The 16,285-nt window shown below is 39.2% G+C and carries 10 protein-coding genes; 3 read left to right on the top strand and 7 right to left on the bottom strand.

Annotated elements, in window-relative coordinates:
- Positions 1 to 7: 7 nt before the first annotated feature.
- Complete coding sequence (locus C3K47_RS08705; RefSeq protein ID WP_103788736.1) at positions 8 to 2,878, bottom strand: tetratricopeptide repeat protein; 2,871 nt, start codon at positions 2,876 to 2,878, stop codon at positions 8 to 10.
- A gap of 215 nt (positions 2,879 to 3,093) precedes the next feature.
- Between C3K47_RS08705 and C3K47_RS08700 the strand changes: the two genes are divergently transcribed.
- Positions 3,094 to 3,315: a hypothetical protein gene (locus tag C3K47_RS08700; RefSeq protein WP_103788735.1), complete on the top strand. Its 222-nt coding sequence runs from the start codon at positions 3,094 to 3,096 to the stop codon at positions 3,313 to 3,315.
- A gap of 118 nt (positions 3,316 to 3,433) precedes the next feature.
- Here C3K47_RS08700 and C3K47_RS08695 read toward each other — a convergent pair whose 3' ends face one another.
- The 3 genes from C3K47_RS08695 to C3K47_RS08685 are packed head-to-tail and all read right to left on the bottom strand — an operon-like array spanning position 3,434 to position 7,071.
- On the bottom strand, positions 3,434 to 4,630 hold the full coding sequence (locus C3K47_RS08695) for a DUF1501 domain-containing protein (RefSeq protein WP_103788734.1): 1,197 nt from the start codon (positions 4,628 to 4,630) through the stop codon (positions 3,434 to 3,436).
- A gap of 12 nt (positions 4,631 to 4,642) precedes the next feature.
- On the bottom strand, positions 4,643 to 6,037 hold the full coding sequence (locus C3K47_RS08690) for a DUF1800 domain-containing protein (RefSeq protein WP_103788733.1): 1,395 nt from the start codon (positions 6,035 to 6,037) through the stop codon (positions 4,643 to 4,645).
- Positions 6,038 to 6,096: 59 nt separating this feature from the next.
- A complete protein-coding gene (locus tag C3K47_RS08685) occupies positions 6,097 to 7,071 on the bottom strand; it encodes a YpdA family putative bacillithiol disulfide reductase (protein ID WP_103788732.1) in 975 nt (324 codons plus the stop codon).
- Between the two features lie 161 nt (positions 7,072 to 7,232).
- Here C3K47_RS08685 and C3K47_RS08680 point away from each other — a divergent pair, with 161 nt between their 5' ends.
- Entirely contained in the window at positions 7,233 to 10,490 is a 3,258-nt protein-coding gene (locus tag C3K47_RS08680) for a S41 family peptidase (protein WP_103788731.1), read from the top strand.
- A 30-nt stretch (positions 10,491 to 10,520) separates the two neighbouring features.
- Here the strand turns inward: C3K47_RS08680 and C3K47_RS08675 are convergent, their stop codons facing one another.
- The 3 genes from C3K47_RS08675 to C3K47_RS08665 are packed head-to-tail and all read right to left on the bottom strand — an operon-like array spanning position 10,521 to position 14,172.
- Positions 10,521 to 10,859: a phage holin family protein gene (locus tag C3K47_RS08675; protein WP_103788730.1), complete on the bottom strand. Its 339-nt coding sequence runs from the start codon at positions 10,857 to 10,859 to the stop codon at positions 10,521 to 10,523.
- 50 nt (positions 10,860 to 10,909) lie between these two features.
- Positions 10,910 to 11,281: a YccF domain-containing protein gene (locus tag C3K47_RS08670; RefSeq protein ID WP_103788729.1), complete on the bottom strand. Its 372-nt coding sequence runs from the start codon at positions 11,279 to 11,281 to the stop codon at positions 10,910 to 10,912.
- A 20-nt stretch (positions 11,282 to 11,301) separates the two neighbouring features.
- A complete protein-coding gene (locus C3K47_RS08665) occupies positions 11,302 to 14,172 on the bottom strand; it encodes a DEAD/DEAH box helicase (RefSeq protein ID WP_103788728.1) in 2,871 nt (956 codons plus the stop codon).
- A 273-nt stretch (positions 14,173 to 14,445) separates the two neighbouring features.
- On the opposite strand from C3K47_RS08665, the gene C3K47_RS08660 reads away from it, so the two are divergent.
- On the top strand, positions 14,446 to 16,254 hold the full coding sequence (locus tag C3K47_RS08660; RefSeq protein WP_103788727.1) for a DUF4139 domain-containing protein: 1,809 nt from the start codon (positions 14,446 to 14,448) through the stop codon (positions 16,252 to 16,254).
- Positions 16,255 to 16,285: the final 31 nt, after the last annotated feature.

Genomic DNA, 16,285 nt, shown 5'->3' with positions numbered 1-16,285 from the left:
AAATAGCTTATCTAAAAGTTGGTCCGGGTTTTATTTTTAAGTCCATTAACTTTTCATAAAGGGCATTCGACTCTTTGTTATATCCCATGGCACGATAGTATTTCATCAGATCGAAAACCGCATTAAAGTGATATGGATTATACACAATGGCTTGTTTATATTCTTCCGACGCTTCAATCATTTCACCTTTGCCTTCTCTAATTTTCGCTTTTGTATAGTAATAATCGGCTTTTGAAAAATTATCAGAAGCAATAGGTAAGGCATCAAACAACCCTTCAGCTATTTTTATTTTATTCAAATTAGCTAAAAGGCGAATAAATCGGGTTTGGTAACCTGAAATCGCTTTTTGATTTTTAATTAACGGATCAATAAAATAAGATGCCGAATCAGCATCCCCGCTTTGATAGTAGTATTCGGCAATACGCAGCGTGTAATCTAATCGGGGAGTGCCGGCGGCATTTAATATTTTTTGTGACGATTGAAGTGCTGCAATGGCAGCATCATATTTTTTATTGACGGCTAGTGCATCTGTATACTGACCCAGCAATTCAAAATTTTGAGGCTTTTGATCTGCTTGTTTTTTTAGAACAGCTAAAGCGTCATTGTATCCAAGTTGGGCACGCAACAATGCCGCAAAGGCAATTTGTTCATCTTTTATATCCCTTAAATAGGTTGAAACCACTGGAGCTGTTTTAACATAGTCTTCTGCAGTTAAAATGGCATCAGCTATAAAGGCACTTTTAACGTAAAAATGTTCTATAGTATTAATCAGATCAGCTTTTACCATTGGATCGGTTTCAAGCGATAATGCTTTAAGGTATAGATCTTTTTCAGTTTGAAGGGAGGCTGATGCATTTCCTTGTTTTAAGGATTGCGCTTCACTTAAACGGGCTTTTGAAATGTATAATGGCGCATAATTAGCATTTACGCTTTCTGCCTTGCTGATCATCGATTGAGCACTAGCAAAATTGCCTTCCAGTGATTTAGCATCCGCATACGCCAATAGGGCGGGGAGGTAATCTTTATCATAGTTTAATGCGGTATCGAGCAAGGCTATTTTACCGTTTTCGTTGAAAAGGTTGAGATAAACCTGTGCCCAATTACTTTTCATAGCCTGTGTATTTCCGTTAACGGCCGACTTTTCTTTTTTTACCACACTCTCGATGAACTGGTAAAGGTTTGGATCTTTTGCCTTAAGATCGGCGGTGTTGCACATCGACTTAAAATCTAAAGGATGAACTTTTTCGGCCTCAAAATAAGCAGGGTAGGCCTGCGCATAATATTCATGTTCATTATTGGCCGAATAATAATCGAGCATACGGTTTTCGGCCATGGCTTTTAGGTAAAGCTCACGGATCTTGCGTTTCTCGGAATCCGTTAAAACCTGTAGGTGAAACAAATGAACAAACTCATGCAGCAAAACATTTCTCTCTCCATAAGCCCCTCTTTCAACATATTCAATTCCCGCTGCTCCACTACCCACACCGCGAATATCCATCCATTGGCGATTATCAAAAGTAGTAGCAGAGTTAAAATAGCTGTTATGCATAGCCGTTGCCAAACTGGTATGCAAAGGAGGCACAGCAAAGGTCAGTTTTTGCTTGGAAAGCAAGGGGAAATAGGCTGAAGATGTGTAAAGTTGGTTAACGATCCATTTTTTGGCGGTTTCTCCAGTGTAATATATCAGATCTGGAAAAACTTCACTGAAAGATCTCTCATTTGGAATACTCAGCCCTTTCAGTACGGTTTCTAAAGAGTCATAGCTTGAAAGATAAGGAATGCGTTTCGACTTTATTACAGCTGCTAATCCGTTATGAGCCGGGCCATAGTTTTTCTTTTTAGCAAGTATTTGCAGAAAAATGGATTGAGCTGAATCTAATCGCATTTTTCTTTCCATGTCAAAAGCCATGTAATAAGCCGAGGCCCGCACCATGGCTGGTATTACCGAATTAGGGTATTTTTTCTCCACATTTCGGGTTTGCTCAATAGCGTCCTTAAGCTGATGTTTTTTTATAAGTTCTTCCGTTTTTGAAAGTTCCTCTTTTACAGCTTTATCATCTGTGGCGGAATATTGAAGATAGGTTTGTGTGGTATGACCGTTACCCCAATGCCAATGTGTTTTAAAATGCAATGGATTTAAATCGATAGCCAACTGCCATTGCTCTTCCATTTTTGTAAGCTGACGAGCATCTCCTCTTCTCCATATGGCATAACCATAGTTATACCGTGCATCTGCATTGAAGGGATCGAGTTCGAGTGATTTTTTTAAGGGAACTTCCGCTAAATCGGGTTTCTGATTCCAGAATAGTATATCTGACTCAAGTAGCCAGCCTTCGGCATTTTGAGGATACTGAGATTCAATATCTTTAGCAATTTTTAAGGCGTCATCATATCTTTTTTGCAATAAACGAATCTGCCCCAGTTGAATCATCGTCTCTGCATAAAGTGGTTTATCTTTTAAAAGCATTAACTGTTCGCATGTTTGCGCTGCGGCATCCAGTTTCCAGGCCCATGTTTGCAATTGTGCTTTTAACAGCAATGCTTTTGGATTTTCTTTCCTTCTATCCAGAACCACCGACACAAGAGAATCTGCTTTTTTGAAATCGTTGGTCATTAGATAATATTCGGCATTTAATAGCCGAAAATCATTTCCCGGATTTTTGTCAGCAGTTAATAATGGTAAGGCTTCTTTCCACATCCCTAATTTAAGCATGCGCTCAATTTTGGGTTCTGGCTTTAGCTCTTTGTTGACTAATACAGCGGCTCTTTCTTTATCCAGTAACTGTTTTGCAGTTAATGTACTGTCAGGGTTTATTGCTACCGACTTTAAACAAATTGTGGTAAAAAAGGCAACTAAACAAACTTCTTTTGTCTTCATCGTTAGGTTAAATAATTTAATTTATCTGATCGGATATGAATTTGACGTTAAATTCCTATCTGAATTGCAAAATGTCAAATTTTTTTAGAAGAAAGTTTGTAAATTATACACCAAGTCAAAATTTTATAATGAAAACCGCCTTAATAAAATGTTAATAGAAAATTGTCAGGCAGTTTATTTCATAGTCTTATTTTGATAAAAAAAAGAAAACGCTCATGAGAAATGTAAAAAACAACCCCACAACTGCCCGACTGAGGTTCAAATCATTAAAAGAGAAAGAAAAATCAACACTAATTTTTCATATCGAACCTCCTAGTAATAGAATTAATAAAGAGATTGAAAGCAATCATTCAAGTTCTTCTATTCGTTTTAGTGATAAATTGCATGAACACTGGGACGACTTGTTCGATAACTTTGATGACCTGAGGCTAAAATAAATTCTATTATTTCAATGATTTACAGTACATTTGTTGTACTGTATAAATAGCCATCGAGACAAATCCAGATACGCGAAAGCGGTGGGGGCCAATGCGAAAAGGCCCTTTTTTTATGGCATTAAATTATCCCCAAAGTATTGAACTGACCATTTAATAGCGGTTCACTTTTTACTCCCAACCATTTATCTAAAACAGTAGCGTAAACTTCTCTGAAATCAACCTGATACTTTAAATCCCCATTGTCCAAATCTTCAAGATCAGGAGTATTATTATAAATTCCCGCTTTTTTAAGCTTACCACCAAACAAGAACAAATTATTGGCCGTTCCATGGTCGGTTCCGCCACTTGCATTTTGAGCTACTCTTCTGCCAAATTCAGAAAAGGTCATCACCAAAGTGTCATCTAAATTATTGGCCTGTTTTAAATCTTTGATAAATGCCGACACGGCCTCTGAATAGATTTTTAATAACCGATTCTGCTGACCTTTTTGGGCTATATGTGTATCGAAACCACTAAGTGATACATAATAAATTTTGGTACTCAAGCCTGAATTTATAAATGTGCCAATGGTTTTTAGCTCATTGGCAAAGGCAGAGATAGGATAAAACGCAGTGTTTTTATAGATTTTAGCTGTATCATTTATATATTTTGCTGAGGAACAGGTCTCAATCATTGTTTTGTATAGATAGCCCAGATTGTCTTCTGAAAGCATGTTCTGTTTAGCATTATCGGCTTCGAGCCTAAAGAACGGCTCGCGCGTTGTCCGGTATAATTGCTGACTGTTTTTTACCGCCAATCCTTTATGAGCAACACCTTTCAACGCCAGGGATAATGAATCGTCTACCTCAATGGCGGTGTGTGGACTGCTACAATCCGAACAGTTTGAATCAAGATATCGGCCGATCCATCCGTTTGAGAGATACTCGTTTGAGGAGCTGGCGGTTTGCCAAATGTCCATTGAGCGAAAATGTGACCGGTCCGGGTTTGGGTATCCAACGCCATTAACGATACTCATCCAGCCCTGGTCATAGATTTCTTTAAGCGATGCCATATCAGGGTTAAAACCTTGCATGTCCGTCAATTTTATGATTTCACTTGCACCAACACTTAAAGAGGGGCGTTTTTTATAATAACTATCGTCCCCAAATGGAACAATGGTATTAAGGCCATCATTTCCTCCAGATAGCTGTATGATCACCAACCGTTTGAATCCCAAATTGCCCGCAGCCATTAATTCAAGAGGTTTTAAGAATGATGGAATCATTAAAGCACCGGATGCTAAAGCCGTATTTCGTATAAAATCTCTTCTTTTCATTTAATAAATGATTTAGCAAAGTTGATATTCGGGCATCGAAACCAGTTGAACAATGAGTTCTTTTACAGTTGATTCTGATAATTCGGACAGAAGAGCGTACTTACGCTTATTGAGGTCGGGAGCTAAAAAGTAATCAATTAATTGTTCCCGACTAATGCTTTGAGGAAGATCCTGGAGAAAATGGTCCCAATCAGCAACGGCTTTTATTTTACGCTGTATTTGTGGGCTCTGATTTTTCATCAGGGCTATTTCAGCCTCTTCTTCCGGATCAGCTTTCCCAGCAATTTCTATAATGCCACTATTTAATATTACAGAGGGGGTTTTTAGCCGATACATGAGGGTTGAGCTATCTATCCAGTTTTTGCCACCTGGCCAGCCGCTTACATTAGGTGGATAAAAAAGCACCTGACCTAGAGCCTTTTGCAAGAACAATAACATATCGGTGCTCTCATAACTTATATAAAACTGTCGGTTCAAACCAACAATAAATTCGACCGGCGATTTAATATTCACCCCAATATTTTCGGAAGCATAAAACCAATCGGCTGTAAACATTAAAAACAAGGTGCTGCCAATATTATAGTTTGACTCATAAAAATGGTCGGCAAGCTGCTTTATGTGCTGTTCATTTACTGTTTCATTTACAAAGAATTTATAAAACTTGCGACAGATAAATAGGGCGGTTTCTTTGCGTTTTAAAATGATCTCAATAATATCTTCTCCATTAAAGTTTCCGGTTTGTCCCATGAAGGATTTGCTGCCAAAATCATGTTGCTTGGTTCTGAAAACAAAATCAGTAGTAAATGGAGTGAACCCCCATCCGGTAAAGGCACGGGCTGATTCTTTTACATCGTTTTCGGTATAGTTTCCACGGCCAATTGTAAACAGCTCCATCAGTTCTCGTGCAAAATTTTCATTTGGACTGTTTTTACGGTTTTGCTGGTTGTTTAGGAAGGACAGCATGGCCGGTGATTTAGAAACAGCGATCAGCAATTCCTTAAAGTTGCCCAATGCCAGGTTGCGCATTATATTATTAAGCTGTTGATTGTGGATAGGGTTGAAACTTCTGCAGGCAAAATGACCGTGCCAAAACAAGGTTGCCTTTTCCCTCAACTGCGCATTGCTAATACTCATTTGCTGCATCCAACGGGTATTCAGGTTTTCGGTAGATTGCTTAAAGAATTTACGGAGCTCCTTTCGGTTTTCTTCACTCATCATTTCTTTTCCCTGAACATCTTCCAATGAAAAGTTTAAATCGATAGAGGAATAATCATTCGATTGTTCGAACAGGTCTTTTACAATTTTTACCAAGGGTTTGTTGTTAAGCTTTTGAAGCTCATTATAGGAAATTCCGAAGCCGGCTCTGGCATACAAATGCTGAATTTGCCTTGGGGAGAGTCTTTCCATACGCAGTAATTTGAACGTATGACCAAAATATGCATTAAGGGTTTAAAATGTGTTGGAGCTTATATTTTCGAGACTATTTTCTGGATGATCTTATCGGCGTGTTCCCTGGAGTTTTCAATGAACCAAATGTGGGTATCCATTCCGCCGCAAACAACTCCTGCCAGGTAAACATTGTTAAGGTTAGTTTCCATGGTCTCTGAATCATAAAACGGATAACGTTTTTCATCTTCAGAAATAATAATCCCAATTTTCTCGAGAAAAGCAAAATTGGGCCGATAACCAGTCATCGCTATAACAAAGTCGTTTTCAATATTTACATCCCCATCAGCTGTAGCTAAAATAACCTCCCTTTCGCCAATTTCTTTAATGGTAGTATTATAATAAGCTTTAATTGAATTCTCGTTTATTCGGTTCTCCAGGTCGGGTTTGGTCCAATATTTTATTCGTCCTAATTCCCCGTTTCTAACGGCTAATGTAACTTCGGCCCCTTTACGCCAGGTTTCCAAAGCCGCATCGGCCGCTGAGTTATTGGCGCCTACAACCAGCACTTTTTGTCCGGCATAAAAATGCGGGTCTTTATAATAATGAGTTACTTTAGGCAGATTTTCTCCTTTAACATCCATTAAAAGTGGAATATCATAAAATCCGGTGGCGATGATCACATGTGAAGCGGTATACTCGGCTTTTGAGGAAATTACTTTATAACCCCACCCATTTGGCACTACGTTTAACACTTCCTCAAATAGCTGAATATTTAACTGGTTTGAAAAAGCCACACGCCGGTAATACTCCAGCGCTTCAGGGCGGGTAGGTTTGGCATTGTTCGAGACAAAGGGAACGCCACCTATCTCCAGCTTTTCGGAAGTGGAAAAGAACGTCATGTTTAGGGGGTAGTTATATAGCGAATTGGTAAGACAGCCTTTTTCTAAAATTAAAAAGGATAACCCTGCTTTTTGTGTCGAAAGTCCACAGGCAAGCCCAATTGGTCCTCCGCCAATAATAATAACCTCGTAATTAGTTACCGTAACATCCATATATACAAATATAAACACCTAAGATTTTAAAGCAGAGGCTTGTTTTTTAATTCAAAGAGACATTGTAAAAGCGGCTATACAGCAATATGCTTGTTACAAGTTTGCTTGTGGCGATTTTTTCTATAGTTTTATTTAAAATACCTATTTAACTAAATAATCATATGAAAAAATTAATCGGGGCAATCTGTCTTCTTGGATTGTTTCAAACTACACAAGCCCAAGATAATCCGTTGTGGCTGCGTTATCCTGCTATATCGCCAGATGGTAAAACAATCGTTTTTAGTTTCAAGGGTGATCTCTATAGAATGGCTGCTGAAGGAGGCCAGGCTGTTCCTTTAACGCTTCACGAGGCACAAGATTTTATGCCGGTTTGGTCGCATGATGGTAAATCAATTGCCTTTGCATCGGACCGTTATGGTAATTTCGATGTATACGTGATGCCGGCGGAAGGAGGAGAGGCAAAGCGACTTACGTATTATTCAGCAAATGATTTTCCTTCGGATTTTAGCGCCGACAATAAGAATGTCGTTTTTACCTCGGTTCGGCAGGATGCGTTTACTTCTGCCCAATTTCCATACGGACGCATGGCCGAGACTTATAGTGTTCCGGCAGCCGGTGGTAAAACCTCAATGCTGAACACCAATACCATGGAAATTGCCCGTTATAGTAAAGACGGCAAGAAGATCATCTACCAGGATTACAAAGGGTACGAAGACCCATGGCGTAAACACCATACTTCGGCGGTTACAAAGGATATTTGGCTGTATGACATTGCCGAAAAATCTTACAATAAACTAACCTCATTTAACGGAGAAGACCGCAATCCTGTTTTTGGGGCCAATGGAGAAATTTTTTATTTAAGTGAAGAAAGTGGAACGCTGAATGTTCACCAAATGCCTGCAGGTGGGGGGAGCAATACCAAAATCACATCGTTTCAAAAAGATCCGGTTCGTTTTTTATCAGTTTCTGAAAACAATACACTTTGCTATACCTATAATGGTGAGATCTATACGCAAAAACAGGGTGGACAGCCTCAAAAAGTAACTGTTAAAATTTCAACAGACGGCCGAAATAATGCTGAAAAAGTGCTGCCTGTTAATACAGGAGTTACAGAGATGGCGCTTTCACCAAATGGTAAAGAGATCGCTTTTGTTTTCAGGGGAGAGGTTTTTGTTAGTTCAGTTGAAGGTGGAGTAACCAAGCGTGTTACCAATACTCCAACCCAGGAGCGTACTGTAAGTTTTAGTCCCGATGGCCGTACTTTACTGTATGCTGCCGAACGCAATGGAACTTGGGACGTGCTGAAATCTAGTATTCAACGAAAAGAGGAGGCGTATTTTTATTCATCAACTTTATTAAATGAAGAACCGTTAATTACAAGTACTGACAAGGATGAATTTCAGCCGGCTTTTTCTCCCGATGGAAAAGAAGTGGCTTTTTTAGAGAACCGTACTACATTACGTGTCATCAATCTGGCTTCAAAGGCTTTAAGAACTTTATTGACTGACGAAAGCAATTATTCATATTCAGATGGGGATCAGTATTATACCTGGTCGCCAGATAGTAAATGGATATTAGCCGGCTTCAATGAACCCAATCAATACTTTAACAATGATATAGCGCTAATTGCCGCCGACGGAAAACAAAAGTTGACCAATCTTACTCCAAGCGGTTATAGCGAAGGGTCGCCAAAATGGGCTTTAGGTGGTAAAATGATGATTTATTTTGCCGATCGTGATGGTATGAAAAACCATGGAAGCTGGGGCGGTGAATCAGATGTTTATGGTTTATTCTTTACACAAGAGGCCTTTGATCGATTTAAACTAAGCAAAACAGATTTTACCTTGGTTAAAGAGCAGGAAGAAAAGGAGAAGAAAGACAAGAAAACGGAAGAAACCGATTCAAAAGATAAAAAAGACGAAAAATCAGTCAAGCCTGAAGATAAAACTGTTAAAATTGAGCTGCCGGGTATTGAAGACCGTCGCTTACGTTTAACGATCAACTCTTCAGATTTGTCAGATGCGATAATGTCTTCGGATGGGGAGAAGTTGTATTACCTTTCGAAGTTTGAAAAAGGTTATGATCTGTGGGTAACTGAGCCTCGAACCAAAGACACCAAAATTTTAGCGAAACTGGATGGTGGTCCTGCCGGTATAGAAATCGCTAACGATGGCAAATCATTATTTGTGGTTTCGAGTGGAAAAATTTCGAAAGTAGATGCTGAAAGCGGAAAGGTAACACCAATTGGCATTAGCAGCGAAATGATGCTGAGCGCGGCTCAGGAGCGTGAATATATTTTTAACCATGCATGGCGCCAGGTAAAAGAGAAATTCTACGTAACCAATTTGCAAAACGTTGATTGGGAGTATTACGGAAAAGCGTACAAGAAGTTCCTTCCTTATATAAATAACAATTATGATTTTGCTGAGATGATGAGCGAAATGCTTGGAGAGTTGAACGCTTCACATACGGGCTGCCGTTATGCTCCGCCTTCGGAAGGTGGCGACCGTACCGCTGTTTTGGGCTTGGTATATGATGATAGCTTTAACGGAAACGGTCTTAAAGTAGAAGAAGTGCTACTTAAAGGGCCTTTTAATACGGCAAAATCAAAAGTAAAAGCGGGAACAATTATCGAAAAGATTGATGGTCAGCTCATAACGGTTAATGACGATTATAATAAACTATTGAATCGTAAGGCTGGAAAACTAACGCTGGTTTCCTTATTCGACCCTTCCAATGGCGCACATTGGGATGAAAGTATTAAACCGCTGACCATAGGTGAACAGAATGAACTATTATATACCCGTTGGGTAGAGAACCGTCGTAAAGAGGTAGACAAACTTTCGGGTGGAAAGGTAGGCTATGTTCATGTGCGCGGAATGAATGATGAAAGTTTCCGTACCGTTTACGAAGACGTATTGGGCAAGAATGGACAAAAAGAATCGCTAATTGTCGATACCCGTTTTAACGGCGGTGGTTGGCTGCATGATGACCTGGTTACTTTGTTAAGCGGTAAAAAGTATATTGATATTTATCCGAGAGAAAAACACAGAGGACAAGAGCCGTTTAAGAAATGGACAAAACCGTCGGTGGTTTTAATGGGAGAAGGCAATTACTCTGATGCTCATATGTTCCCTTACGCTTACAGGGCTAATAATGTGGGTAAGCTTATTGGCATGCCGGTTCCTGGAACAGGCACAGCTGTTTGGTGGGAAACCCAGATCGATCCGTCACTAGTATTTGGGATTCCACAAGTTGGGATGTTAGACACTAACGGAAAGTATTTAGAAAATAATCAATTGGAGCCCGATGTTAAAGTGGCAAATGATCCTTCAGTGGTAACAAGCGGAAGGGATCAGCAAATTGAAACTGCGGTTAAAGAGCTGCTTAAAGCAAACAATATGAAAGCAGAGAAATAAAAAAAGGGAGAGCTTGGCTCTCCCTTTTTTTTAATCTTTTTCGCTACCGCTAAGGATAGAAGTAACTAGTGAAAGCAAGAAACTGAAAATAATGGCCCACCAAAAGCCATCAACAGAAAATCCGCTCACCACTTTTTCGGCAAAGTAAATGATTAGGAAGTTGATGACCAATAAAAACAAACCCAGGGTAATAAGGGTAATCGGAAGGGTAAGAATGACTAGAATTGGTTTTATTACTGCATTTAAAATGCCTAGCACCACAGCTAAAATGAGTGCCGTTCCAAATGTATCAATATGTACACCCGGTAAAATATACGACAGTCCGAAAGCAACAACTGCTGTAATAATTAAACGTACAATAAGATTCATAGCAAAGATTTTTTAATAAGATAAGAAAACCTTGCCAGAAAATACCCGGCTTATTCATAAACTTCGCGGCCAAATGGGGTAAGGGATAAGCCCATTAGCTTAAAATGCTGCTTTGCAAATGGAAGCCCGATAATGGTAATGGCTAACAATAGGCCAAAGCCAAGGTGAGTTAGTGCAATCCATAATCCGCCAATAAAAAACCAAATAATATTCAGTAAAGTTGATAAGCATCCCGGGTTACCTTCAGTTACGCGGATTTTCTTTCCAAATGGAAACAAGGCTAAAAATGCCAGTTTAAAACACTGAATACCCCAGGGAATGCCAACAATTGTACAACACATTGCAAAGCCCGAAACCAGGTATTCCATAAAAATGGCCAGTCCGCCAAATATTAGCCAGATAATATTTCCAATTAAATTCATGCAGATGTTTAGTTTGATTTCTAGTCTAGTAAAGCCTTAATATCTTCAGCCGTTAATGATTTCTCAAAAGAATCTTCAACCGTAATTAAGGAGTTGAATAAGTTTTTTTTCTTCTTCTGAAGCTTGAGTATTTTTTCTTCCACCGAGTTTTTGGTGATAAATTTATAGATAAACACATTCTTGGTTTGACCGATCCGGTGTGCACGGTCAATGGCTTGTTGCTCTACTGCAGGGTTCCACCAAGGATCAAGCAAGAACACATAATCGGCTTCGGTTAAGTTTAAACCCGTACCTCCAGCTTTAATAGAAATTAAGAAAAGCTGTACATCATCGTTTTCTTTAAACTCTTTGATATTAGCTGAGCGATTTTGGGTGGACCCATCTAAATAGGCATAGCGGATATTCAGTGTGTCCAGTTCGTTTCGCAGCAGTTGCAAATGTTTAACAAACTGCGAGAACACCAAAATTTTGTGACCCTTAACCAGTGTGTTTTGCAGTAACTCCACTACCAACGAAAACTTCCACGAGTCGAATTTATATCCTTCGTCAACCAGTTTAGGGTGGTTGGCAATTTGACGTAAACGTGTTAATCCTTGTAAAACCGGAATCTGTGACTTAGCAACGCCGTTTTCGGTAATAATCTGAAGCAATTCATTTCGGTAAAACGATTTCGTTTCTTCATATACCTTCTCCTGCTCTTCACTCATGTTGCAGTAGAATATCTGCTCGGTTTTTGGCGGAAGTTCTTTGGCAACTTGGTCCTTGGTCCTGCGTAAAACAAAAGGTTTTATTAACGCATGCAAACGACGAAGCTTTTCCTCATCCTGTTTTTTCTCAATCGGAATGATGAACTCGTTTTGGAAATAGGTGTGGGTGCCCAGTAATCCAGGGTTTACAAACGAAAGCTGTGTCCATAAATCGGCCACTGTATTTTCTACAGGCGTACCGGTTAAGATTAGTTTATGTTTCGATTTTAATGCTTTTATGGCCTTGGCACTTTTGCTGTGTGGGTTTTTTATATTCTGACTTTCATCTAAAATGATGTAATGAAAGTAAAACTTCTCCAGCAGCTCATGGTCAATGCGCACAATGCCGTAAGTAGTTAAAATAAGGTCGTAATTGGCAAAAAGCGATACGTCTTTTTCACGTGCTGCGCCAGTGAAAACGTGAACTTTTAATTTAGGAGTGAACTTTTTGGCTTCGCTAATCCAGTTATCAATCAATGATGTTGGCATAACCAGCAACGAAGTTTGATGAATCTCACTCTGCTCTTTTACTTTTTGCAGCAGAGCCAGGGTTTGCACGGTTTTACCCAAACCCATATCGTCGGCAAGGCATCCGCCTAAATTATAACTGCTCAAAAAGTTGAACCAGTTAAAGCCGGCTTTTTGATAGGGGCGAAGCTCTCCCTTGAAATGTGTTGGAATTGGGAAATCCTCTATTTCTTCAAACTGCTCAAGCCTGCGCAGTTTGCGGTCCATAGTAACTTCGGCCAAATCGGAACTTGCGTAATCCTGGATTAAGCCGATGTGGTGTTTCTTAAGTTTTAAGTGCTTGGACCCTTCGGCAAAAGCAAACAGATTTCCGTAGGTATTAAACCAACTTTCAGGAATAATAGCAATTTCACCGTTAGGCAAGCTAAACTCACGCCTTCTGTTTAAAATATGATGTTTTAGTTCGATGAAAGGAATTTCAAATGCACCGAAAGTTACAATAGCATGAATGTCGAACCAGTCGTTATTTTCTTTAAACGATAAATTGATCGACGATTTACCAAACACATAGCGTTTCTCTCCCGATTGATCAATCGAAAAGCCCTTTTCCTGTAACAAGTCGAAATGCTCATTCAGCCAATCATGCAGGTAAAACTCATCGTCAAAATCGGAACTGTTGCTGAGTTGAAAGTGGTTTGGCATTTCCAGCGCTAAACTCAGGCTCAATAGTTCATCAGCCTTTTTTTGTTCCCAGTTTAATGAGCGTTTAATTCGATGGAAAACATAATTCTCCTCCTTTTTCTCAACTGTTACCGAAACCGCTGCTTGCGAACCGAAAGCGAACTTATACTTATTGTACTTGAAATGCAGATCAATACAAGGCTTTTCCTTTTTCAGGTTGATCTTTAAATGAGGCGTGGCTTCATACTTTTCGGTAATTATGTCGAAACCTTCTGCATAAACATGATGCTTTTCAATAAGGGGAGCGACAAACTTTTCAAAATAGGTTTTCTCCGAACTCCTTGGGATCTCAATAAACCGTTTGTTTAAAAAAGGGACCAGTTTTTTCCCTTCAAGCTCATGCTCAAAATTGTAAAGTGTATCTTCCAACAGCATCCAAGCGGGTTGGTTCGAAATCACCTGTGCCTCTTTGAACATAAACTCTATGCGCTTGTCTCGATATTTAATGGTCGGAAAATAGCGCGTGGCTTCTTCGTTTCTTCGGAAATGAAATAAGACAGAGGCCGGCTGTTCGGCAATAGAGACGGCTTGCCAGGTGGGATTGCCTTCTTTACCGGTTTCAAATACAGCTTTGTCGCGCATCAGTTCAATAGCTTCACTTAAAGTAGCCTCAATAAACGGCTGCACCTTAGTTTTTAAAGCATCGTTCCAATATTTGGTAAAGAATTCACGAGGGCGCACAGGCTGCTTATGAAACCTGCGGATGATATTTTCCTGCTCTACCTGTTCGAGCAAAGCAATCAATTTATAATCGGTTTGATCTAAAAAACGGGCAAATTCCGATGCCGTATGCGAGAACAAACGTTTATGTACCAATGAATAAGTATACTCCCGGTTCATTTGTACAATGTGGGGTTCAAATAAATAGCCCAGGAATTCGTGTTGTAATAACGAATACACTATTTTACATGGTCTGGTGCTATCTACCCTCAGCATATGTTCTACTCTTTTCTGAAATCTGGCCGCCTATCTGCCGCCAAAAATTTTAAAAGTAGCAATATTATTGAAATTGTGTTTACGGTGGATTAAAAAATCAACAAATTAATACTTCGTATTATTTATAATGGTGGGTTTCATGACAAGAAAAGTTTAGCGTTAATAACGTTACGAATACTCTAAAAACAGAATCATTATAATTAAAAAGAAATTTTCATTGCTTTATGAAATAATCAAAACATCTGCATCTTTAAGCAAACAATACATAGTACAATGAGAGTCAAAACGCTTTTAACAGCTACATTAATTGCCTATTGTTTGCCAGCATTGGCCAATGATGGTAAGAACTCAGTAAATGCGAAGCTTCAGTCAGCAATGATTTTACGGGTTGGGGCCGAAGTAACCCATACCGCCAAAGCAACACTTACACAAGGAAGCAACGAATTATGGATTGAGGGCTTAAGTTCTTCAATTGATGTAAACAGTCTTCAAATAAAATGTTCGGGGGGCGTAACGGTTATGTCTTCTGCGTTTTCAACCGACTATTTAACCACCGGTACACCATTGCCTTCAGTTAAAAAACTGCAAGATTCTATAGACTATTACGGCAGAGAGAAAGATAGAATTCAAGTATTCTTGAAAACGAATGATGAACTTTTGAGTTTACTCAAAGCAAATAAATCAATAGGAGGAACTCAAACCGGACTGAGCGTGGCTGAGTTAATGAAAATGATGGATTATTACAAGGCTAAATCAACAGAGCTTGAAAACGAGAAAAGTGTTTTCAATAATAAGTTGAGTAAGATCAGTGAATCTATTGCTCGTTTACAGCTTCAGATTGACGAAGAATCTCGTAAGAATGACAAATCCTTTGGCAGGTTAAAACTGCAATTGAGCAGTCCACTAGCCGCAACGTATGATTTCACGGTTTCATACTATACCAATGCTGCTTATTGGATTCCATATTATGATCTGCAAGCTTCTTCGGCAGATAAACCGGTTAAGCTAACTTACAAAGCCAAGTTTGTACAAACAACAGGTCTTGACTGGAAAAAAGTAAAACTAACGCTTTCAACGTCAACCCCTGGCAATGGTAAAACTGCTCCTGAACTTAAAGCATGGTTTCTGGAATATGCAATCAATAAAGCTTTACAAGGCAGAGTGCCCGGACTTGAGGTTGCTCAAAACGCAATCTCGTATGATGATGCTTCTGCTAAACGAGAAAAAAAATACCTGAGCGAATCAGTAGTGATTAGAGGCACAAATAGTGTCACCCCTAATCAATCTCCATTGTATGTGGTAAACGGACAAATAATGAATGCCGAGGAAGCCACTAAAATTAGTCCTGAGACCATAAAGGATATAAATGTTTTGAAAGATGCGTCTGCAATAGCATTGTATGGTAATCGTGCTTCAAATGGGGTAATTATTATCACGTTGAAAGAACAAACAGATTATGTTTCTGAGAGGGAAAATCCGATTGATGTAACCTATGATATTGATCTGCCTTACGACATCCTTGGATCTGGAAATGAGCAAAGTGTAACCTTGAAAAGCTTTGACCTACCTGCTGAATACAAATTTTACAGTGCTCCTAAGGCAGATAAAAACACCTATTTGTTGGCAACGGTAAATGACTGGGAAAAATTGAATTTATTACCGGGTGAGGCCAACATCACATTTGAAGGAACCTATATTGGCAAATCTTATATCGATCCTTTGTCAACCCAAAAAACGCTTAACCTCACCTTAGGAAATGACAAGCGCGTGATCGTAAAACGTGAGAAAATGCAGGATTATAGCAGCACCAAGTTTATTGGAAGTGAAAAGAAGCAAATTTTCACCTACAAGCTAACGGTTAAAAACACCAAGAATTCGGCTGTAAAAATGATCTTAAAGGATCAGTATCCTCTATCAACACAAAAAGACATTGAAGTTGAACTATTAGAATCGTCAAAGGCGCATGTAAACAACGAAGTTGGAACATTAACCTGGGAGTTTGAGATGAAACCGGGCGAAACCCGAGAGTTTACTTTAAGCTATGCCGTCAGATATCCAAAGGATCAGAATTTAAACTTATAGTTACTATTGAAAATAGCCGGTCAATTATTGG

It is taken from the genome of Solitalea longa (genome assembly GCF_002920915.1).
Taxonomy (GTDB): Bacteria; Bacteroidota; Bacteroidia; order Sphingobacteriales; family Sphingobacteriaceae; genus Solitalea; species Solitalea longa.
Note: the sequence above shows the minus strand (reverse complement) of the source record. Positions and strands in the feature narration are given on the sequence as shown.